This is a genomic window from Lentzea sp. NPDC036949 (genome assembly GCF_055608075.1).
On sequence record NZ_JBVJRA010000002.1, the window covers coordinates 680,329 to 700,780 of the forward strand.

17 protein-coding genes and 1 pseudogene are annotated in these 20,452 nt (G+C 72.8%); 16 read left to right on the top strand and 2 right to left on the bottom strand.

Annotation, left to right across the window (positions count from 1 at the left end):
• The first annotated feature begins 92 nt into the window (after positions 1-92).
• Both ACZ7CD_RS09050 and ACZ7CD_RS09055 read left to right on the top strand, forming a co-directional pair.
• The gene (locus ACZ7CD_RS09050) at positions 93-491 is read left to right on the top strand and encodes an ASCH domain-containing protein (RefSeq protein ID WP_458432220.1); all 399 of its coding nucleotides are present in this window, start codon (positions 93-95) and stop codon (positions 489-491) included.
• A 30-nt stretch (positions 492-521) separates the two neighbouring features.
• Positions 522-1,355: an aldo/keto reductase gene (locus ACZ7CD_RS09055; RefSeq protein ID WP_470378682.1), complete on the top strand. Its 834-nt coding sequence runs from the start codon at positions 522-524 to the stop codon at positions 1,353-1,355.
• Positions 1,356-1,471: 116 nt separating this feature from the next.
• Here the strand turns inward: ACZ7CD_RS09055 and ACZ7CD_RS09060 are convergent, their stop codons facing one another.
• Together ACZ7CD_RS09060 and ACZ7CD_RS09065 are read right to left on the bottom strand one after the other, a co-directional pair.
• Positions 1,472-2,101 (bottom strand): HAD-IA family hydrolase, encoded by a 630-nt coding sequence (locus ACZ7CD_RS09060; RefSeq protein WP_360396681.1) that lies wholly within the window; start codon positions 2,099-2,101, stop codon positions 1,472-1,474.
• A 69-nt stretch (positions 2,102-2,170) separates the two neighbouring features.
• Entirely contained in the window at positions 2,171-3,340 is a 1,170-nt protein-coding gene (locus tag ACZ7CD_RS09065) for an MFS transporter (RefSeq protein WP_360396679.1), read from the bottom strand.
• Positions 3,341-3,644: 304 nt separating this feature from the next.
• On the opposite strand from ACZ7CD_RS09065, the gene ACZ7CD_RS09070 reads away from it, so the two are divergent.
• The 14 genes and pseudogenes from ACZ7CD_RS09070 to ACZ7CD_RS09135 all read left to right on the top strand — a co-directional run.
• A complete protein-coding gene (locus ACZ7CD_RS09070; protein ID WP_470378683.1) occupies positions 3,645-6,488 on the top strand; it encodes a helix-turn-helix transcriptional regulator in 2,844 nt (947 codons plus the stop codon).
• A 282-nt stretch (positions 6,489-6,770) separates the two neighbouring features.
• On the top strand, positions 6,771-8,024 hold the full coding sequence (locus ACZ7CD_RS09075; protein WP_360396675.1) for an aspartate kinase: 1,254 nt from the start codon (positions 6,771-6,773) through the stop codon (positions 8,022-8,024).
• Between the two features lie 31 nt (positions 8,025-8,055).
• Positions 8,056-8,844 (top strand): 2-amino-3,7-dideoxy-D-threo-hept-6-ulosonate synthase, encoded by a 789-nt coding sequence (locus tag ACZ7CD_RS09080; RefSeq protein WP_360396673.1) that lies wholly within the window; start codon positions 8,056-8,058, stop codon positions 8,842-8,844.
• 20 nt (positions 8,845-8,864) lie between these two features.
• Positions 8,865-9,755: a family 3 encapsulin nanocompartment shell protein gene (locus tag ACZ7CD_RS09085; RefSeq protein ID WP_360396671.1), complete on the top strand. Its 891-nt coding sequence runs from the start codon at positions 8,865-8,867 to the stop codon at positions 9,753-9,755.
• Positions 9,755-10,672 carry a sulfotransferase gene (locus ACZ7CD_RS09090; protein WP_470378684.1) on the top strand — a complete coding sequence of 306 codons (918 nt, stop codon included), beginning with the start codon at positions 9,755-9,757 and terminating at the stop codon, positions 10,670-10,672. The genes ACZ7CD_RS09085 and ACZ7CD_RS09090 overlap by 1 nt, the downstream gene beginning before the upstream one ends.
• Positions 10,672-11,424, top strand: a complete 753-nt coding sequence (locus ACZ7CD_RS09095; protein ID WP_470378685.1) for an SDR family oxidoreductase — start codon at positions 10,672-10,674, stop codon at positions 11,422-11,424. The genes ACZ7CD_RS09090 and ACZ7CD_RS09095 overlap by 1 nt, the downstream gene beginning before the upstream one ends.
• Positions 11,425-11,452: 28 nt before the next feature.
• Positions 11,453-13,090 carry an AMP-binding protein gene (locus ACZ7CD_RS09100; RefSeq protein WP_360396665.1) on the top strand — a complete coding sequence of 546 codons (1,638 nt, stop codon included), beginning with the start codon at positions 11,453-11,455 and terminating at the stop codon, positions 13,088-13,090.
• Between the two features lie 13 nt (positions 13,091-13,103).
• Positions 13,104-14,249: an acyl-CoA dehydrogenase family protein gene (locus ACZ7CD_RS09105; protein WP_360396663.1), complete on the top strand. Its 1,146-nt coding sequence runs from the start codon at positions 13,104-13,106 to the stop codon at positions 14,247-14,249.
• Positions 14,233-14,853, top strand: a complete 621-nt coding sequence (gene cysC, locus ACZ7CD_RS09110) for an adenylyl-sulfate kinase (protein WP_470369302.1) — start codon at positions 14,233-14,235, stop codon at positions 14,851-14,853. Before ACZ7CD_RS09105 ends, cysC begins: the two co-directional genes overlap by 17 nt.
• Positions 14,850-15,764 (top strand): sulfate adenylyltransferase subunit CysD, encoded by a 915-nt coding sequence (gene cysD / locus ACZ7CD_RS09115; RefSeq protein ID WP_360396659.1) that lies wholly within the window; start codon positions 14,850-14,852, stop codon positions 15,762-15,764. The genes cysC and cysD overlap by 4 nt, the downstream gene beginning before the upstream one ends.
• A complete protein-coding gene (locus ACZ7CD_RS09120; protein ID WP_360396657.1) occupies positions 15,764-17,047 on the top strand; it encodes a sulfate adenylyltransferase subunit 1 in 1,284 nt (427 codons plus the stop codon). The genes cysD and ACZ7CD_RS09120 overlap by 1 nt, the downstream gene beginning before the upstream one ends.
• A complete protein-coding gene (locus ACZ7CD_RS09125; protein WP_470378686.1) occupies positions 17,040-18,485 on the top strand; it encodes an FAD/NAD(P)-binding protein in 1,446 nt (481 codons plus the stop codon). Before ACZ7CD_RS09120 ends, ACZ7CD_RS09125 begins: the two co-directional genes overlap by 8 nt.
• A complete protein-coding gene (locus ACZ7CD_RS09130) occupies positions 18,482-20,053 on the top strand; it encodes an aldehyde dehydrogenase family protein (RefSeq protein WP_458432214.1) in 1,572 nt (523 codons plus the stop codon). The genes ACZ7CD_RS09125 and ACZ7CD_RS09130 overlap by 4 nt, the downstream gene beginning before the upstream one ends.
• Positions 20,050-20,439, top strand: a pseudogene (locus ACZ7CD_RS09135) (SRPBCC family protein); the annotation flags it as partial. The gene ACZ7CD_RS09130 and the pseudogene ACZ7CD_RS09135, both read left to right, overlap by 4 nt.
• Positions 20,440-20,452: the final 13 nt, after the last annotated feature.

Genomic DNA, 20,452 nt, shown 5'->3' on the forward strand with positions numbered 1-20,452 from the left:
CGCTCAAGCCGTCCCGGTCGCCTTCCGGGGCGGCTTTTTGCGTGCCCGGAAAGCCGCACGCGGCGCACCGGGTGCGGCCTAGGATCTTGATCATGTGGCCACGCCTGGACGGACTGCGCACGCTCGAGCTCGGCCTGCCCGGTGAGCACCGCGACCGGCTCACCGCCCTGGTGCTCGCCGGGACGAAGCAGGCCACCGCCGGTCTGCTGGCCGGCTACACCGGTGAGGGCGAGCTGCCCGAGCACGTCGGTGAGCGGCTGGTGCTCGTGGACAGCGCCGGTGACCGGCTCGCGGTGGTCGAGGTGACGGCCGTGCTCGTGACGCCGTTCGACTTGGTCGGCTGGGAGCTCGCCGAGGCGGAGGGCGAGGGGTTCACCTCGGTGGAGCACTGGCGGGAGGTGCACGCCGGGTTCTGGGCGGAGCACGGCGGTGGCCGGCCCAGCGGACGGGCACCTGTCGTGTGCGTGTGGTTCCGGCTGATCAACGGGTGACAAGCGCGGTGCGGCGGGCATCCTGTGCGCATGACGACCACGCACGTGCGGCTGCCCTCCGGTGAGTCCATCCCCTCCCTCGGCCTGGGCACGTGGCACCTGGGTGAGTCGCGGGCGGCGCGCGCGGACGAGGTGACCGCGCTGCGGCTGGGGCTCGACCTGGGCATGACGCTGGTCGACACCGCCGAGATGTACGCCGACGGCGGCGCCGAGGAGGTCGTGCGCGAGGCCGTCGAGGGGCGGCGGGACGAGGTGTTCCTCGTGTCGAAGGTGCTCCCCCGCAACGCCAGCGCGGCGGGCACCGTGCGGGCGTGCGAGGCGAGCCTGCGGCGGCTCGGCACCGACCGGATCGACCTGTACCTGCTGCACTGGCGGGGGCGGGTGCCGTTCGAGCAGACCCTCGACGGGTTCGCCGCGCTCGTCGAGGCGGGCAAGATCCGGCACTGGGGCGTCAGCAACTTCGACGTGGCCGACATGAGCGAGCTGACGGCGTTGTCCGGGTTCTGCCAGACCGACCAGATCCTCTACAACCTCAGCCGCCGCGGGCCGGAGCACGACCTGCTGCCGTGGTTGGCGGAGCGGTCCATCCCGGTCATGGCCTACTCCCCCGTCGAGCAGGGCCGGTTGCTGCGTTCACCGGTGCTGGCGGAGGTCGCCCGCCGCCACGACGCCTCCCCCGCGCAAGTCGCGCTGGCGTGGGTGCTGCGCCGGCCCGGTGTCACCGCCATCCCCAAGTCCAGCTCCCCGGAGCACGTGCGGGAGAACGCCGCGGCTGTGGACCTCGCCCTCACCGTCCAGGACCTGTCCGACCTCGACGCGGCCTTCCCTCCCCCGGACGGCCCCGAACCCCTGGACGTCCTCTGACCGCTCCCCCCGCATCTGCAAGTACCACCAACTCGACATCAACAGGCTCGTAACCACCACCAACAGCACCTCCGGCCCCTGCGGGTGGCGAACAGGTTGGTGGTACTTGCAGATGCTCAGGCCGGGGTGCGGACGTGGAGGGTCACGCGGTCTCCCGCGAGCTCGAAGCGGACGTGGGAGAGGTCGGGCACGACGATGTCGGCGTCCAGGTCGGTGCCGACGCCCAGCGTGGTGCAGCCTGCGGCACGACCGGAGGCGAGACCCGAGGCGGTGTCCTCCACGGCCAGGCAGCGGCGCGGGTCGACGTGGAGCTGTTCGGCGGCCTTGAGGTACGGGACGGGTTCGGGTTTGCCGCGGTCGACGTCGTCGGCGGTCACCAGCACGTCGGTCACGGGTAACCCGGCGGCGGTCGTGCGGGCGTCGGTCACGTCACGGGTGCAGGAGGTGACGATGGCCTTGCGGTCGCCGACGGCGGTGGTCGCGTCGAGCGCGCCGGGCAGCACGACGACGCCGTCGAGGTCGTGGGTGGCGATGTGCGAGTAGTGGGCGAGGCCCGACTCGTGCCGGTCCGGTGGCAGCAGGGCGGCGACGATGTCCTTGGCGGGCTTGCCTTCCGTGCCGGCGAGGCGGGCCGGGTCGACGCCTTCCTCCTCGGCCCAGCGGTGCCACGCCCTGCGCACGGCGGCGGTGGAGTCGATCAGGGTGCCGTCCATGTCGAACAGGACGGCGTCGAATTCGAGTCCCATGGTCATCCCTTCGATCCGGTGGTGCAGGGGTCACGGTGGTCACGACCGGCTGGCCTCACCGCGGTGCTGTTACTTCGCTGTGGTGTCCGCGAGCTCGCGGCGCGCGACCTGGCGGACGAGCAGCACGACGAAGCCCAGTGCCACGAGGCTGAGTGCCGCGCCGAGCACGGCCACGCCGGGCAGGCCGAACTGGTCGAGTGCGATGCCGCCGAAGCCGGCGCCCGCGACGATGCCGATGTTGAACGCCGAGACGGCGAACGAGACCGCGAGCTCGCCGCCCTCCCCCGCCGCCTGGAACAGCGCGGCCTGCACCGCCGGGACGAACGACCAGGCGGCCAGCTGCCACACCACGACGAGCGCGATGGTCTGGAGGGCGCTGGTGGACATCGGCAGCACGGCGAGCAGGGCCACGGAGGTGATGGCGGAGGTGATGAGCAGCGTCTTGCGGGAGTCGGTGTCGGCTCCCTTGCCGCCGATGACGTTGCCGACCACGGCGCAGACACCGGCGATGACGAGCACGACGATGACCATCGTGCTGTCGAGGCCTGCGCGCTGTTCCAGCAGTGGCACGAGGTAGGTGTAGACGGTGAACGAGGCACCCCAGAACAGGGTGATCGCGGCGAGGCCGATGAGCACGGGCGCGGTGCGGATGGCGCGCAGGCGGACCTTGAGCGGCGGGCCGTCGTCGGCACCGGTGGGCGGCAGTGCGATGGCGATGAACGCCAGTGACAGCAACGCCATGCCGCCGATGACGAGCATCGGGACCCGCCAGCCCATCTGGTGGCCGAGCAGGGTGCTGATGGGCACGCCCAGCGCGGTGGCGGTGTTGACGCCGGCCTGGATCGTGGCGATCTTCGAGGCGCGCTTCTCCTCCCCGCCCAGGCGGGCGGCGGCACCGATGGCGGTGGCCAGGTAGAGGCCCATCATGGCGCCGGAGAGGATGCGCGAGCCCAGCAGGACCGCGTAGTTGGGTGCGAGCCCGGCGGTGAGGTGCCCGACGGCGAACACGATGAGCGCGCCGAACAGGACCTTGCGCCGGTCCATCCGGTGGCAGGCGGCGGCGAGCACCGGGGCGCTGATGGCGAACGCGACGGCGTTGAGCGTCACCAGCTGGCCCGCGGCCGCCTCCGACACGTTCAGGTCACGCGCGATCTGGGGCAGCAGTCCGACGACGGCGAATTCGGTGCACGCCACCGCGAACGCGCCGCTGAACAAAGCCCATATCCAAATCCTCTTCACTGCCCCCTCCAGGCGTGCGCGTTGACAACGCAATTGCGCAGAGGGTTCTCAGCTCGCTTCACGGCTAAGCAAATTTCCCCGTGACGGACTACGGGGTCCCGCAGGCATTCGGCGCGGGTCCGGTGGATCTGCGCGTATTTTCGCACGTAGGACCAACCAAAGTCGTCACGGGATCAGCCCAGCCACGGATGTCCGATTAGCACCTGGATGGGCGGTTCAAGCGGGTGAGCGAGTGGGTACGTGCAGTAGTACCGCGGCGCCTGAGGGTGACGACGCGCCACGTCCGCCGACGGGGAGGACCTCTGTGCTCAAGGACGTCGAGCAGCCCGCCACAGCACCGTCCACACAGCGAACACCGGGACCACAGCGAACACCGGGAGCACCTCGAACACCCGGCAGCCCCGAGCTCGTCACCGCTGCCCTCGCCGCACTCGAACGCGGCGAGGGCAGCGTGCTCGTTGCCGAGCAGCACGGCGTGCTGGGGCGCAGAGCGCTGGTCGGGCACGCGCGGGCCGAGGCCGCGCGCAGGGGCACGAGAGTGGTGCACGGGCGCGCGACCCACGTCGACCGGGTGGCACCGCTGTCCACGCTCAGAGCGGCGCTCAGCGCCGGGGTGCCCGACGCCCACCGCGACTTCGACGTCGACCACCTGACCGCGTTGCGGCAGGTCAGAGCACAGCTGGTGGGGCTGGCCGGTGACGGCGGCGTGCTGGTGTGCCTGGACGACTTCCACCACGCCGACGACGCGACGGCGCTGGCGCTGCGGGTGCTGATCCCCGGTCTGGCGACCACCCCGGTGCTGTGGCTGCTCTCGCTGCGCCCGGCGCAGGCCTCCCCCGCCGTGCGCGGGGTCGTCGACGTGCTCCTGGACGCCGGTGCGCGGCTGCTGCCCGCGCGGTGGCCGACCGGGGACGACGCGCGGCGCCTGTGCGCACAGGTGCTCGGCGCCGAGCCCGACCCGGCAGTGGTCGCGATCGCGACGGACGTCGACGGTGACGCGGAACGGGTCCTGCGCGCGTTGCACGAGGCCGGGCACATCCAGGTCGGCGGTGGTACGGCGGTGCTCGCCGCCGGCGCCGACCGGCAGCCGCTGCCGTCCTGGCTGGTCGCGGACGTCCGCGCCGCCCTGGGTGACCTGGCCGCGACCCCCACCGCCGTGCTGCACGCCGGTGCGGTGCTGGGCAGGGCGTTCACCGTGCACGAGGCGGCCGCGTTGTTGCGCAGGCCGGTGCCCGAGCTGCTGCAGGCCGCCGCGCAGCTGGTCGAGGCCGGGGTGCTGGCACCGGATGCCGGAGGCCTGGCCTTCCGCAGCGAGCTGGTGCGCCGGGTGGTGTACGCGGGGCTGGCCGAGCCGGTGCGGGTCGCGCTGCACCGCGAGGCCGCCGACGTCGTCGCCGCGGAGGGCGGTGCGCCGGCGGAGGTCGTGCGCCACCTCGAACGCGGTGGCCGCCGGGGTTCGCCCGCGGTGGTCGAGGCGCTGCGCAAGGCCGTGCGGGAACGCACCGGTGGCCCGGTCGAGGCCGCTGAGCTGGCGGTGAAGCTGCTGGACGTGGTCGGTGACGACCACCCCGGCGGTGACGAGCTGGTGGTGGAGGCGGTGCGGCTGCTCGCGCTGGCCGGGCGCACGGGTGAGGCCTGGGACCTGGCGGTGCGGGCGCTGAGCCGGGTGCCCGGCCCCGCCACGCAGACGCGGCTGGTCTGCGCGCTGGGCGAGCTGGCCGACGGCCGCGACCCCGGTCACGACCACGTGGTCGTGGAGTACGCGCGGCGTGCGCTGGCCCGGCCGGACCTCGACGACCAGCACCGGGCCGACCTCGCGGCGGTGCAGGCCTACCGGCTCGCGGCCGCCGGGCACACCGACGCTGCGGAGAGCGCCGCGGCACGGGCGCGGGCAGCCGGTGGTGAGGCGGTGGTGTTCGGGTCCGCGGCACGGGCGCAGGTCGCGTTGCGCCGCGGTGAGCTGAGCCGGTCGCTGGAGCTGGCCAGGGCCGCCGTGCGGGAGGCCGACCGGACCGGGCCGTTCCCGCGCAGGCACCACTCCCGGTTGTGGCTGTGCGCGCCGCTGGTGGCGCTGGACCGGTTCGACGAGGTGCACTCGACGCTGACCGTGGTGGCCGGTGAGTCGGCCCAGCTGGGGACGGCGTGGCCGATGCCGCGCTGGCAGTACCACCGGGCCAGGGCGCACCTGGCCAGCGGCCGGCTGCGCACCGCGGAGTCCGATGCCGAGCTGGCGGTGCGCAGCGCCAGGGACCGGCCGTTCACGCCGCTGCTGGGGCGGGCGTTGCTGCTGCTCGCGGAGATCCGCACGGGGCTGGGTGACCTGGGGGCGGCCGAGGCGAACCTGCGGGAGGCCGAGCAGGTCGGCGGCCGCGGTGCCGGGGCGGCCCGGCTGGCGTGGCGGCGGGTGCTGTGGCTGTGCGCGGCTGACCGGCACGACGAGGCGGCCGAGGTCGCCGAGGGGCTGCTCAGCGGCGCGGACCTGCTGGCGATCACGGCCACCGCGCCGTCACCGGTCGCACCGGTGCTGGTGGGGCTGGCCCGCCGGCGCGCCGACGAGCACCGCGTCGACCAGGTCGTGCGGGTCGCGCAGCAGCTCAGCGAGCTCAACCCCGGTGTGCTGGGCGTGGCCGCCGCGGCCGCGCACGCCACGGGCCTGCGCGACGGTGACCCGGACGCGGTGGTCCGCGCCGCGGAGCTGAACCGGCTGAGCGACCGGCGGGCGGCCGCCGCGGCCGCACTGGCCGACGCGGGCAGGCTGGCCCGTGCCCACGACGACCCCGACCGGGCCCGTGAGCTGCTGGAGCAGGCACGGCAGACGTGGGCGGCGTGCGGTGTCCCGCTGGCCCCCGGCCGCACCGGCAGCTACCTCGCCGACGGCCCCCGGCAGACCCGCCCGCCGCGGGAGGCGGTGCCGGAGCCGTCGCTGGAGCTGTGGGCGAGCCTCACCGAGACCGAGGTGAGGGTGGCCCGGCTGGTCGCCCAGGGCCTGACGAACAAGGCGATCGCCACCCGGCTGACCCTCTCCCCCAACACCATCGGCACGCACGTGCGCAACGCGTTCACGAAGCTGCAGGTCACCAACCGGGTCGAGCTGGCGCTGCAGGTCATCGCCCACGACCGCGACCGCGCACCCCGCCGCACCCCCTGACCGACCCCCGCCCCCGTCCCCCGACCTCCGAACGCCCGCCGGTGCCACCGGCGGGCGTTCTTTTTCTTTCACCGCCATCTGGCCTCACTCATTCACGTGAGAAGCGCCGCACGCATTCGGCATTCGCCGCGCGCAGGTTCATGGATTTGAGCGAGCTTCACGGACCCCCGCCACGGGGAACTTCTAATTCGCGACGAGTTCGAGCCCACCACGAGTGGCGCTGCTCGGACCGGTTCTGAGCGAATTCGACTTCCCTTCTGGACTTATTCCGGACGGAGTGGCATGCAGATCAGCATCCAGAAGTACGGGGGCAGCTCGCTGGCCGACGACGCCCAGGTGGCGGCGGTGGCGCGGCGAGTGGCGCAGACCCACCGGGCCGGCGCCGAGGTGGTCGTCGTGGTGTCCGCACGGGGTGCCACGACCGATGAGCTGGTCCGGGCGGCCACGGCGGTCAGCACGTCACCGGACCCGAGGGAGACCGACAAGCTGCTCGCCACCGGTGAGCTGGCCTCCGCGGCGTTGCTCGCCATCGCGTTGCGCGAGCTGGACGTGCCGGCGGTGTCGCTGTCCGGGCCGGAGGCCGGCCTCAAGGCGGTGGGCCCGCCCGGTGCCGGGGTGATCGCCTCGATCGACACCGGCACGGTGCGGCAGTGGCTCGACCGCGGCCACGTCGTGGTCGTGGCCGGTTTCCAGGCCCTCGACGAGGAGGGCGCGGTGGTCACGCTGGGCCGCGGCGGGTCGGACACCTCGGCGGTCGCGCTGGCCGTCGCCCACGGCGCGCCGGTGTGCGAGATCTACACCGACGTCCTCGGGGTCGCCAGCGCCGATCCCAGGGTGGTGCCCGGTGCCGGGCTGTTGCAGCGGCTGCCGGCCGCGGTGATGGCCGAGATGGCGTTCTCCGGCGCACGGGTGCTGCACCCGCGGTCGGTCGAGCTGGCCGCGGCGCACGGCGTGGACATCGTGGTGCGCGACTCGGCCGGGCTCGGCGAGGGAAGCACGATCTTCGGAGGGAGAGCGGCGATGCTCGACTCGGACGTCCTGGAAGGACGCGCCGGTGTGGTGGCGGTGACCCACGACGACAAGGTCACCCAGGTCGTGGTCGAGGCAGGGCGGGACCCGGCTGACGGCGGTGCGCGCGTGCTGGAAGCGGTGGCGCGCCTGGGAATCGCGGTCGACTCGGTGCAGTGGCTGTCGCACCGCGGCGCTCCGCTGCGGATGCGGTTCTGCGTCACCGACACCGCCGCGGACGACGCGGCCGGCGCGGTGCGCGGTGAGCTGCCCGACGACGACTGCGCGGTCACCCTGCGCCAGGACCTCGGCCGGGTCTGCGCCGTCGGCACCGGCCTGCTCAGCCGGCCCGGCCTCACCGCGCTGGGCCTCAACGCCCTGACAACAGCGGGCATCCCGGCCGAATGCGTGTCGTGCAGCCAGGAACGCACGACGTTCCTGGTGGCCCGCGACCGTGTGCACGACGCCGTGCGGACGCTGCACGAGCGCTTCGGGCTGCACGACCCCGACAGCGCACTGCCCGCCTGACCCCACCACTGTGCGAAAGGAGCCAGTTCCGGTGAACCAGCCGCAATCCTTCGGCGCGAAGCTGCGCCTGAACCGCATCGACCGCAACGGCGACGGGCGGTTGCTGGTCGTCCCGCTCGACCACTCCGTCGCCGACGGACCGGTGACCCCCGACGACTCCCTGGGCGACCTGATCGGCCAGCTCGTCGCCGCCAAGGTCGACGCGGTGGTGCTGCACAAGGGCACCGTCCGCCACCTCGACCCGAAGCTGTTCGTCGACACCTCCCTGATCGTGCACCTGAGCGCGAGCACCGCCCACGCCCCCGACCCGGACGCCAAGTACCTCGTCACCAGCGTGGAGGCCGCGTTGCGGCTGGGCGCGGACGCGGTGAGCGTGCACGTGAACATGGGCTCGCAGCAGGAGGCCGAGCAGATCGCCGACCTCGCCCGCACCGCGGAGGAGACCGACCGCTGGGGTGTGCCGCTGCTGGCCATGATGTACGCCCGCGGCCCGCAGATCGACGACGGCACCGACACCGAGCTGGTGCGGCACTCCGCCACGCTCGCGGCGGACCTGGGCGCGGACCTGGTGAAGGTCACCTACCCCGGCACGGCGGACGCGTTGTCGGACGTGGTGCGCGCCTGCCCGATCCCCGTGCTGGTCGCGGGCGGGGCACCGGTGGACGACCGGCGGGAGCTGCTGCAGCGCGTCGCCGCCACCATGCGGGCGGGAGCGGCCGGGCTCGCCATGGGCCGCAACATCTTCCAGCACCCCACTCCCGGCCGGTTGGCCAGGGACATCGGTGACGTCGTGCACGGCCGCATGGCGATCGCGGCCTGAACCGGGGAGGAAAGGCACTCATGACTGCTCAGATCAAGCAGATGCGGCAGCTGCTGGCCGACCCGGCGATGACCGAGAGCTCGCCCGGCTCGGAGTTCGCACAGGCCGCGGCGTTCGGCAACCGCGCGGAGGACGTGACCGTCACCTACCGCGGCTACCTGCCCACGGCGTTCCCGCTGTTCGCCGAACGACCGCGGTTCACCGTGCGGCAGCTGATGAAGATGGCGACGGTCCGCGACGGCGACACGCCGTTCGTGCGGGAACCGCAGCCGGAGTCCGACCGCGGGCAACGCTCGGGCGTCACGTTCGACACGACCCCGGAGGCGGGGTTCCAGCCGCTGCTGGACGCGGCGAAGCTCACCGACATCGGGGTGTCGCTGCCGGTGCCCGCCGGCCTGCTGGAGCACCCGCGGCTGCTGGCGGCGTTCATCGACTTCCGGCTGATCGTGCGGTTCGGCACCACGGAGAACCAGGTGCTGCTGCGCGGCAGCGACGACGGCGCGGTGCCCGGTCTGCTGGAGCTGCCGGAGGCCCGCCGCATGACCGTCGACTGCCGGCCGGTGGACCTGCTCACCAGGGCGGCGGCACTGGTCGAGGAAACCGGTGGGTCGTGCGACGGGATCGTGGCGCACAACGCCGTGTACTGGCAGGCCGTGGAGTCCGGGCTGCTGGGCCGGCTCGCCGAGGCGGGCGTGCGGATCGCGCGGACCAGGATGATCCCGGAGCACCAGGTGCTGCTCGGTGACTTCCGCGCCGCCACCACGTTCCTGGACCCCGGCATCTCGCACCTGACGCTGCGCCGCGGTGCCGCCCCGGACGGCGGTGACCTGCTGGAGGCGGGCAGCCGCATGGGTCTCGCGGTGCACCTGCCGCAGCACTTCGTGCTCGTGGAGCAGGAGGGTGCGCGCTGATGCGGGTCCTCTACGTCACCGGCATGATGCGCTGCGGCAGCACGATGATCGGCAACGTCCTCAACGAGACCCCGCACGCGGTCCACGTGGGCGAGCTGCACTACCTGTGGCGCAACGGCATCCTCACGCGGGGCACGAACTCCAGCTGCGGCTGCGGTGAACCGCTGACCGGCTGCCCGGTGTGGTCGCAGGTGCTGGCCGAGGAGGTGGCCGCCGACCGGCACGTCGCCGAGGCGGTCGAGGCCGTGCAGGCCACCCGGTTGCGCGCCCGCCACACCCCGCTGCGCCTGGCGGAGTCGCTCGGCCCGCTGCGCACACCCCCGGACGTGCGGTGGGTGACCGGGGTGACCACCGAGCTCTACCGCGCCGCCGCACGCGCCGCCGGTGCCGAGGTGGTCGTGGACAGCTCGAAGTACCCCGCGGAGGCCGCGGCGCTGCTGGGCCGTGACGACCTGGACGTGCGGGTGCTGCACGTGGTCCGCGACGCACGGGCCACCGCGCACTCCTACCGCAAGGACAAGAGCTACGTGACGCGCATGAGCGCGGCCCGCAGCACCGGTTACTGGAGCGCGGTCAACGCCGCCTCCGACCTGCTGGCGCTGGCCGGCCACGACCGGTACCTGCGGGTGCGTCACGAGGACTTCTCCGCACGCCCGGACGAGGTGATCGGTGAGGTGATGGCGTTCGCGGGCATCCCGGGCAGCGTCCCGGTGACCGCGGGCGGCACGGTCGAGCTGGGCGTGAACCACACGGTGACCGGCAACCCGGACCGCTTCCACCACGGTCAGGTGCTGATCAAGGCCGACGGCCGGTGGCGCACCGACCTGCCGTGGAAGCCCAGGGCGTTCACCACGGCCGCCGCGGCACCGCAGCTGGTGCGCTACGGCTACTCGGTGCGCGCGGGCAGGGAGGGCTGATGGACCTCGGACTGGACGGCAAGGTCGCCCTCGTGGCGTGCGCCAGCAGCGGCCTCGGGCTCGGTGTGGCCCGCGCCCTGGTGACCGAGGGTGCGGACGTGTCGATCTGCGGCCGCGACCGCGACCGGCTCACCGAGGCGCGCGGCAAGCTGGAGGCGCTGGGCGGTGGCCGGGTGCACGCCCAGATCGCCGACGTCGGCATCGACGGCGCGGTGCAGCGCTGGGTGGACAGCGCCGTGGCCGAGTTCGGCGGGATCGACGTCGTGGTCAGCCACACCGGCGGGGTCGTGCAGGGCCCGGTCGCCGACTTCGGGCCCGAGGACTACCGCCGGGCCGTCGACACCGTGCTCATCCCCCACGTGGCGCTGGTGAAGGCCGCGACACCGCACCTGCGCCGCGACGGGCGGGTGCTGATGATCACCTCGGAGGCGGTGCGCCAGCCGATGCCGCACAACGTGCTGTCCGGGGTGGCCCGGCAGGGGGTGCTGTCCTACGCCCGCAACCTCGTGCACGCCTTCGGCGACAGCGGTGTGACGGTCAACGTCCTCGCACCCGGCTACCACGACACCCCGGCGCTGCGCGGACCGTCCGGTGAGGACACCTCCGCCGCGGCCGCCGAGGTACCGCTGCGCCGCGTCGGCGACCCGGACGACTTCGGTGCGCTGGCCGCGTTCCTCGCCTCCCGGCAGGCCGCCTTCGTCACGGGCGCGCTGCTGCTGGTCGACGGCGGCAACACGCGCGCGCCGGTGTGACCACGACCCCGCGACAGGAGTGAGAACGATGGACCTGGCCGAGACCTACCGCGCCAACGGGTGGTGGCGCACCGACGAGACGCTCGTCGACGACCTGCGCCGGGCGGCGCGGGAGCACCCCGACCGGCGCGCGGTCGTCGTGTGGCACACCGACGGCCGCGACACCGAGACGCTGACCTACGCCGAACTGGAACGCCGAGTCGAGCGGATCGCGGCGGGACTGGCCGGCCTCGGCGTCGAACGCGGTGACGTGGTGACGCTGCAGCTGCCGAACTCCTGGCAGCTGCTCGCGACAACGCTGGCGTGCGCCCGCATCGGCGCGGTCGCCGGACCGGTGCTGCCGATCATGCGCCGCCGCGAGCTGGCGTTCATGACGACCCTGACGAAGAGCCCGGTCTACATCGGACCGGTCGAGCACCGCGGTTTCTCGCACGCCCGTCTCAGCGAGGAGGTCGCCCGCGAGGTGGCGTCGATCAGGGAACGTGTCCTGGTCGGCGCCGCCGGCTCGGACGCCGACCTCGGTGACGCCCGGGACTTCGACACCGCGCTGCTGGGCGAACCCGGCACCGAGGGCGCGGTCTTCGGTGACATCGAGGGCCGTGAGGCCAAGCCCGACGACCTGGCCTACGTCATGTTCACCTCGGGCACGACCGGTGAGCCCAAGGGCGTGATGCACAGCCACAACACGTTGCACGCCACCAACCGCATGCAGATCGACGCGCTGCACCTGCGCGACGACGAGGTCACCGCGATGGGCTCCCCCACCACCCACAACGCCGGGTGGACGTGGAACTTCACGATGCCGCTGCTGCTCGGCGCCACGTGCGTGCACATCGACAACTGGGACGCCGACCTGATGCTGCGCGTCCTGGAGACCGAGCAGGTCACGTTCTTCATGGGCGCGCCACCGTTCCTGGTGGACCTGATCGACCGCCAGCGCGAGCAGCAGCGCGACCTGTCGAGCCTGCGCACGTTCGCCACCGGCAGCGCGCCGATCCCGCCGGTGCTGGTCGAGCAGGCCCGCGACGTGCTGGGCTGCCGGCTGTACGCGTTGTGGGGCATGACCGAGAACGGCGCCCCCACGATCACCCGGCCGGAGGACCCGCAGATGCGGGCCGCCGAGAGCGACGGCTCCCCGGTGCCGGGCATGGAGGTCCGCATCGTCGACGAGGACGGCGCCCTGGTCGAGCCGGGAGCCACGGGGAGGCTGCAGGTGCGGGGCGCGACCCAGTGCCTGGGCTACTTCGAACGCCCGGAGGTCTACGCGGACAACGTGACCGCCGACGGCTGGTTCGACACCGGTGACCTGGCCCGCGACGACGGACACGGCGGCATCCGCATCGCCGGGCGGGAGAAGGACGTGATCTCCCGCGGCGGCGAGAAGGTGCCCGTGGTGGAGGTCGAGGCGGCGTTGCGCCGCCACCCCGACATCAAGGACGTCGCGGTGGTGGCCTACCCCGACGACCGGCTCGGTGAGCGGGCGTGCGCGGTGATCGTGGCACAGGGCGAGCCACCGCAGCTGCCGGCGTTGCGCGAGCACCTCGACGGGCTGGGCATGGCCAAGCAGTACTGGCCCGAACGCGTCGAGCACGTCGGTGAGCTGCCGACGACGCCCAGCGGCAAGGTCCAGAAGTTCAAGCTGCGCGAGCAGCTGGTCAGCGGCTGAGGGAGGGCAGGAGATGGACTTCTCGTTCACCGACGAGCAACAGGCGCTGGCCGACAAGGTCCGCGCGTTCGCCCAGGACACCATCGCCCGGCACGCGGCACTCGACGACCGGGAGGGCACGTTCTGGTCCGGGTTCTTCGCCGAGCTGGGCCGGGCCGGGCTGACCGGTCTGGCGATCTCCGAGGAACACGGCGGCCGCGGGCTGGGCGCGGTCGAGGTCGGCATCGCGGTGGAGCAGCTGGCCCGCGCCGAGGCGACGGCGTGCTACCCGGTGCTCAACGCGGCGCTGATCGGCGGCATCATCGGCCGCAGCGGCACCGCGCAGCAGCAGAGCCGGTGGCTGCCGGCGGTCGCCTCGGGTGACTCGGTGGTGGCACTGGTGCTCACCGAACCCGAGCACGGCACGGACGCGGCCGCGATCGAGCTGCGCGCCGAACGCGACGGCGAGGGCTGGCTGCTCACCGGCACCAAGACCTCGATCATGCTCGGGATGCACGCCACCCACGGGCTGGTGTTCGCCCGCACCGGCGAGGACGGGGCGCGCGGTGTGACCGCGTTCTTCGTCCCGCTCAACCGCGACGGCATCTCCCGCGAACGGCTCACCGACCTCGGTGTGCGCGCGGGAGGCCGGGCCACGCTGCACTTCGACGGCGTGCGCGCCGCGGACGACGAGGTCGTCGGCGGTGTCGGCGAGGGTTTCAGCGGGGTGATGCGCGGCTTCGACCACTCCCGCGCACTGATCGCCGTGCTGGCCGTGGCCAACGCCCAGGCCGCACTGGACGACGCACTGGCCTACGCCCGTGAGCGCGAGTCGTTCGGGCAGGTCATCGGCAAGCACCAGGGCGTGGCGTTCCCACTGGTCGAACACGCCACACGGGTGCACGCGGCCCGGCTGCTCGCGTTCGAGGCGCTGTGGCGCGCCGACGCAGGGCTGCCGCACCGCGCCGAGGCGAACATGGCCAAGTGGTGGGCACCGCGCGTCGGTGTCGACGCCGCGCACCAGGCCCTGCTCACGCTCGGCCACCGCGGCTGGAGCGACGAGCACCCGGCGAGCCGGCGGGTGCGCGACGCCATCGGGCAGGAGATCGCCGACGGCACCGAGAACGCCACCAAGCTCGTGGTGGCACGGGAGCTGCTGGGCCGTGAGCACGCGCCCTGACGGGCCCGGACCGAAACCACGACTGGACAAGGAGGAACACGTGACCACCACGCTGTGGCTGACCGGGCTGCCCAGCTCGGGCAAGTCGACACTGGGCCGGGAGCTGGTCGAGCGGCTGCGCGACCGCCGTGCGGTGCAGCACCTCGACGGTGACGCCGTGCGCAAGGACTTCTTCCCCGAACTGGGGTTCAGCAAGCACGACCGCACCGAGAACATCCGCCGCATCGGCAAGCTCGCCGCCATGCTCGCCTCCCACGGCGTGCTGTCGGTGGTGTCGGTGATCGCACCGTTCCGCGAGGTGCGCGAGGAGGTCCGCGCCGCGCACGAGGCGGCGGGCCTGACGTTCGTCGAGGTCTACGTCGACGCACCAGTGCAGGTGTGCGCCGAACGCGACGTCAAGGGCCTCTACGCCAAGGCCGACGCCGGCCAGGTCGAGGCGATGACCGGGGTCAGCGACGTCTACGAGGCACCCGCCTCCCCCGACGTGCTCGTCGACACCGCGTCGCTGAGCGTGCAGGAGAGCGTCGAGATGATCGAACGCGCCCTGGAGCGCTGCGAGTCCGAACGCCGTGAACAGGACATCCGGGAGGTGGTGCTGCGATGAGCGCGCCGGCCAAGGAAAAAGCGGTCACCGGCATCGAACAGCTGGAGGCCGAGGCGATCCACGTGCTGCGGGAGGTGGCGGGCGAGTTCGACCGGCCCGCACTGCTGTTCTCCGGCGGCAAGGACTCCACGGTCCTGGTGCACCTGGCGGTGCGCGCGTTCGCCCCCATCGCACCGCCGTTCACCCTGGTGCACGTCGACACCGGCCACAACTTCCCCGAGGTGCTGCAGTTCCGCGACGACATCGTGGACCGCTTCGGGCTGCGGCTGCACGTCGCGGAGGTCCAGGACTGGATCGACAAGGGCGCGGTGCAGGAACGCGCGGACGGGATGCGCAACCCGCTGCAGACCGTGCCGCTGCTCGACACGATCACCGAGCAGAAGTTCGACGCGGTGATCGGCGGCGGCCGCCGGGACGAGGAGCGCTCACGGGCCAAGGAGCGGATCTTCAGCGTCCGCGACAGCTTCGGCCGCTGGGACCCGCGCCGCCAGCGCGTGGAGCTGTGGAACCTCTACAACGGCATGCACTCCCCCGGTGAGCACGTGCGGGTGTTCCCGATCTCGAACTGGACCGAGCTGGACGTGTGGCGCTACGTCGAGGCCCGCGACATCGAGCTGCCCTCGCTGTACTTCGCCCACCAGCGCAAGGTGTTCCTGCGCGACGGCATGTGGCTGACCTCCGGGCAGTGGGGTGGTCCGGCCGACGACGAGGAGACCGTCGAGAAGACCGTGCGCTACCGCACCGTCGGCGACGGTTCCTGCACCGGTGCCGTGGAGTCCGACGCGGCCACGGTCACCGACATCATCGAGGAGATCAAGGCGAGCCGGCTCACCGAGCGCGGTGCCAGCAGGGCCGACGACCGCATGTCCGAGGCCGCCATGGAGGACCGCAAGCGGGAGGGGTACTTCTGATGACGTCCGACCTGTTGCGACTGGTGACGGCGGGCAGCGTGGACGACGGCAAGTCCACCCTGGTCGGCAGGCTGCTCTACGACACCAAGTCCGTGCTCAGCGACCAGATCGACGCCGTGCTGCGCAGCAGCGAGGAACGCGGGCTCGACAACCCCGACCTCTCGCTGCTGGTGGACGGCCTGCGGGCCGAACGCGAGCAGGGCATCACCATCGACGTCGCCTACCGCTACTTCGCCACGGCCAAACGCACCTTCGTGCTCGCCGACACCCCCGGTCACGTGCACTACCTGCGCAACACCGTGACCGGTGCGTCGACCGCGGACCACGCGGTGCTGCTGACCGACGCGCGCAAGGGCGTGCTCCCCCAGACGCGCCGGCACCTGGCCGTGATGGCGATGCTGGGCGTTCCCGGCATCACGCTCGCGGTCAACAAGCTCGACCTGGTCGACTTCTCCGAGGAGACCTACACCTCCGTGCGCGAGGAGTTCGTCGCACACGCGCAGTCGCTGGGCTTCCGGCCAGAGCAGATCACCACCATCCCGCTGTCGGCCCTGACCGGCGACAACGTCGTGACCCGCTCCGAAAACACCCCGTGGTACGACGGACCGACACTGCTGGAACACCTGGAGACCGTGCAGCCCGACGACCGCGGCTGCGACGTGGGCCTGCGGGTGCCGGTGCAGTACGTGCTGCGCGACGGCGACAACGACTACCGCGCCTACGCCGGGCAGATCGCCGCCGGCGCCGTGCGGACCGGCGACGAGGTCGTGGTGCTACCCGCCGGCACCCGCTCGACGGTGACCGAGATCGGCACCCCCGACGGCCCGGTCGACGAGGCGACCGTCGGGCAGCCGGTGGCCCTCACGCTGGCCGACGACCTGCCGGTGAGCCGCGGCGACCTGATCGCCGCCGCCGACCGCCTGCCGGAGCTGGCCGCCGAGCTCACCGCCACCGTGTGCTGGCTCGCCGAGGAACCCCTGCGCCCCGGTGCGCGGGTGCTGCTCAGGCACGGCACGCGCACCACGAAGTGCCGGGTCCCGAGCCTGGCCGCCCGGTTCGACGAGCAGGAGCTCGTGCTCGAACGCGACCCGGAGTGCCTGGAGCTCAACGAGATCGGCCAGGTGCGCCTGGAGGTCGCCGACGCCCTGCCGTTCGACGACTACACCGACTGCGTCGCGACCGGCGCGTTCCTGCTCATCGACCCCAACGGCGGCAACACCCTCGCCGCGGGCCAGGTCGGCGACACGCTCTCGGCGGTGACCGACGGGCGCGGTGATGGGTGAGCGGGACCGGGGCGTCGCGGAAGAGCGCGTCCGGGCGGCCGCCGGTGAGCAGGACGGCGCCGGCGGCCGCCCGGTGACGGGTCAGCACGACCGGGTCGTCGCCGGCGACCGGGACCGCCCCGTGACCGACGAGCGGGTTCGGGTCGTCGTCATCGGCGCGGGCGCGAGCGGCACGCTGGCCGCGGTGCACCTGCTGCGCTCCGGCGTCCCCGTCGAGCTGGTCCTGGTGGACCGCAGCGGCGAGTTCGGGCCGGGCCGGGCGTACCGGACCGGCGATCCCGGGCACCTGCTCAACACCGTCGCCGAGAAGATGAGCGCGTTCGACGACGACCCGGAGCACTTCGTGCGCTGGAGCGGAGCGGAACCGGGAGCGTTCCTGCCCCGCCGGGACTACGGGCGCTACCTGGCCCAGACCCTGGCCGCCGAGGAACAGCGGGCCGAGCACCAGCAGGCAGACCGCCAGGCCGTGGTGCGGCACGTCGCCGACACCGCCGTCGGACTGTCCACCCGCGACGACGGCGTCACCGTGGAACTGGCCCGCACCGGGCCGGTGCACGCCGACTTCGCCGTCCTCGCACCGGGCGCGGGCGGCGGCGACCCGCTCGCCGACCTGCTGCCCGACGGGTCACCGCGCTACGTCGCGGACCCGTGGGCCGGACCGTTGCCCGACACCGCTGGCGCACCGGTGCTGGTGCTCGGCACCGGACTGTCCATGATGGACATCGCCGTGAGCCTGGCACCGGACTCGCCGCTGCACGCCGTGTCCCGGCACGGACTGCTCCCCCGCCCGCACCGCCGCAAGCCGGGCGCACCGTCCTTCCCGGACCCGCCGGAACAGATCGGCTCGCTCGGCGAGCTGCTCCGGTTCGCCCGCCGCTGCGTGTCCGCCGACCCCGAGCGGTGGCGCGAGTTCGTGGACCACCTCCGGCCGCACACCCGCCGGCTGTGGCGACAGCTGGGAGTGGCAGAACAACGGCGGTTCCTGGAACGGGTGCACCACTACTGGAACGTGCACCGGCACCGAGCCGCACCCGACACCCACCGCGCGGTGCGGGCCTTGCTCGCCTCAGGACGCTTGCGGCTGCACCGCGGCCGCGTGGAAGCGCTGACACCCGTGCAGGACGGGTTCGAAGTCGTCCTGACCGGCGGACAGGCGCTGCGGGTGGGGTGGCTGGTCAACGCGACCGGTTTCCGCCGCGACGGTGGCCCACTGGTGCGGGAGCTGGTCGCGGAAGGCACCGCGCGACCCGACCCGGTCGGGCTCGGCGTGCGGACCGGCACCGATGGCCGCGTGCTGGACCGGTGGGGCACGCCACGACGGGTGTTCACACTCGGCGCGCTGCGCCGGGGCGAGGAGTTCGAGAGCACCGCGGTACCGGAGATCCGGGCGCAGGCGGCGGAGATCGCCGCGCACGTGCGACGAGGGGTGATGACATGAACGACCTGCTGATGTACCCGGCCTACATCGACGGCAAGGACGTCGAGCACCCACAGGGCCGGTACGTGCACACGGTGACGGCACGGGCCGTGCTGGAAGACACGATGCCGGCGCTCGCGCTCAAACGCGACCTCGACGCCGGTCTGACCGACCCGCGCACCGCCGGACCCGCCGTGGTCGGCGGATGCGCCCTGGCGGACGACCGGATGGCGACCGACGCACTGGAAGCAGCAGCGCGAGCGGCACCGGAGTGGGCACGGGTGCCACTGCGCGACCGCCTGGAGATCGGGATGCGCATCGGCGAACGACTCCGGGAGAAGCGCGACGACATCGTCGAACTCCTGGTGGCCGAAGGACAGCCCCGCGACCTGGCAGGCCCGACACTGGACGAGTACTGGCGGGCCGACTTCAGCGCCGAGACGCTGACCTGGTGCGCATCGCAGATGCAGACCACCAAGCACCGCGGCTGCGGCGGACAGGCGATCGTGCGACGCGTACCCGACGGCGTGGTGTGCGTGAACCCACCGCAGAACGCCTCGACCCCGAACGCCCTGTTCGGCGCAACCGCACTGCTCGCGGGCAACGCCGTGGTGGTGCGCGCCCCCCGCGGCGTCCCACTGGCCACCACCCACGCACTGCGCGAGGTCGTCGTACCCGTGCTGGAAGAAGCCGGAGCACCCACCGGAGTGCTCAACATCCTCTGCGGACCACCGATGACCGACCTGTGGCTCACAAGCCCGCACGTCAACGACATCGTCTACGTCGGCGGCAGCGCCAAGGGCCTGGAGTTCGAACGCGCCGCCATCGCCGCCGGCAAGAAACCCGTGCTGGAGCTCGCCGGCAACGACTGCGTGGTCGTGTGGGCCGACGCCGACCTCGACAGCGCGGCGGCGGCGATCACGGAGAACTTCCGCCAATCCGGGCAGATCTGCAACATCCCCAACCACGTCATCGCACACCCGGCCATCGCCGACGCGTTGCTCGAGAAGCTGGTGGCCGCCGCGGCCGCCACGAAACCCGGCTACCCCGACGAACCCGGAGTGGTGCTCACACCGGTGCTGATGGCCGACGCCTACTTCGCCGACATCGCCGACGCCGTGCGCCGAGGCGCGACACTGCTGCACGGCGGACGACGACTCGAAGTCGACGGGACACCATCGGACACGGGCTTCTTCGTGGAACCCGCCGTGCTGCGGGTCGACGGCTTCGACCGCGCCCGCGACATGCCCGCGGTACGGGAGGAAACGTTCTCACCGCTGCTGCCGGTCGTCGTCCCCGAAGAGCACGACGGACTGTTCGACGAGATCGTGCGGTTCGTCAACGCCAACCGCTACGGCCTGCGCAACTCCTTCTGGGTCCAGGACGAAGCGCTGGTCGCCGAAGTCGCCGCCGGAGTGACCTCCGGCGGCGTGGTCAACGTCAACGACTCGCACTCCGCGTTCCGCCCGTTCCTGCCCACCCACGGCGGCACCGGCCTCACCGGCGGCGTGTTCGGCGAGGCCAACTACCTCATGCTGCGCACGACCCACCTGCAGGGCGTGAACATCAACCGGGGAGGAGCACGGTGAACGAGCACAGCGTCGTCCTGCGCACACCACGACCGGCCGACGAGGTCTTCGACCAACTGCTGCACCCCGGCCGCTTCGCCGACGCCGCCACCGACATCGAGTCCGTGGCACCGTCGGACGACGGCGACCGGTACGCCCTGCGGTTCCGCGGCGGACTGGCCCGCTGGACACAGCGCACCGAAGCCGACCACGACGCGCGAGTCGTGCGGTTCCAACAGGTCAGCGGCGACTTCGTCGACTTCGGCGGCGCATGGGAGGTCGAACCCGACGGCACCGGCAGCCGCGTCGTGCACCGGGTGGCGTTCCGCACCAGCGTGCCGCACCTGGCCGGCGCGATCGAACCGGTGCTCGCCCGCGTGCTGCTGCGCGCCGCCGCCGACGTCGTCGACGCACTGGCCG

What these genes read in the sequence shown, in the direction of transcription:
- ACZ7CD_RS09050 (WP_458432220.1), top strand. Translation starts at nt 93, where the DNA reads ATGTGGCCACGCCTGGACGGACTGCGCACGCTCGAGCTCGGCCTGCCC.
- ACZ7CD_RS09055 (WP_470378682.1), top strand. Translation starts at nt 522, where the DNA reads ATGACGACCACGCACGTGCGGCTGCCCTCCGGTGAGTCCATCCCCTCC.
- ACZ7CD_RS09060 (WP_360396681.1), bottom strand. Translation starts at nt 2,101, where the DNA reads ATGGGACTCGAATTCGACGCCGTCCTGTTCGACATGGACGGCACCCTG.
- ACZ7CD_RS09075 (WP_360396675.1), top strand. Translation starts at nt 6,771, where the DNA reads ATGCAGATCAGCATCCAGAAGTACGGGGGCAGCTCGCTGGCCGACGAC.
- ACZ7CD_RS09085 (WP_360396671.1), top strand. Translation starts at nt 8,865, where the DNA reads ATGACTGCTCAGATCAAGCAGATGCGGCAGCTGCTGGCCGACCCGGCG.
- ACZ7CD_RS09090 (WP_470378684.1), top strand. Translation starts at nt 9,755, where the DNA reads ATGCGGGTCCTCTACGTCACCGGCATGATGCGCTGCGGCAGCACGATG.
- ACZ7CD_RS09095 (WP_470378685.1), top strand. Translation starts at nt 10,672, where the DNA reads ATGGACCTCGGACTGGACGGCAAGGTCGCCCTCGTGGCGTGCGCCAGC.
- ACZ7CD_RS09100 (WP_360396665.1), top strand. Translation starts at nt 11,453, where the DNA reads ATGGACCTGGCCGAGACCTACCGCGCCAACGGGTGGTGGCGCACCGAC.
- ACZ7CD_RS09105 (WP_360396663.1), top strand. Translation starts at nt 13,104, where the DNA reads ATGGACTTCTCGTTCACCGACGAGCAACAGGCGCTGGCCGACAAGGTC.
- cysD (WP_360396659.1), top strand. Translation starts at nt 14,850, where the DNA reads ATGAGCGCGCCGGCCAAGGAAAAAGCGGTCACCGGCATCGAACAGCTG.
- ACZ7CD_RS09120 (WP_360396657.1), top strand. Translation starts at nt 15,764, where the DNA reads ATGACGTCCGACCTGTTGCGACTGGTGACGGCGGGCAGCGTGGACGAC.
- ACZ7CD_RS09125 (WP_470378686.1), top strand. Translation starts at nt 17,040, where the DNA reads ATGGGTGAGCGGGACCGGGGCGTCGCGGAAGAGCGCGTCCGGGCGGCC.
- ACZ7CD_RS09130 (WP_458432214.1), top strand. Translation starts at nt 18,482, where the DNA reads ATGAACGACCTGCTGATGTACCCGGCCTACATCGACGGCAAGGACGTC.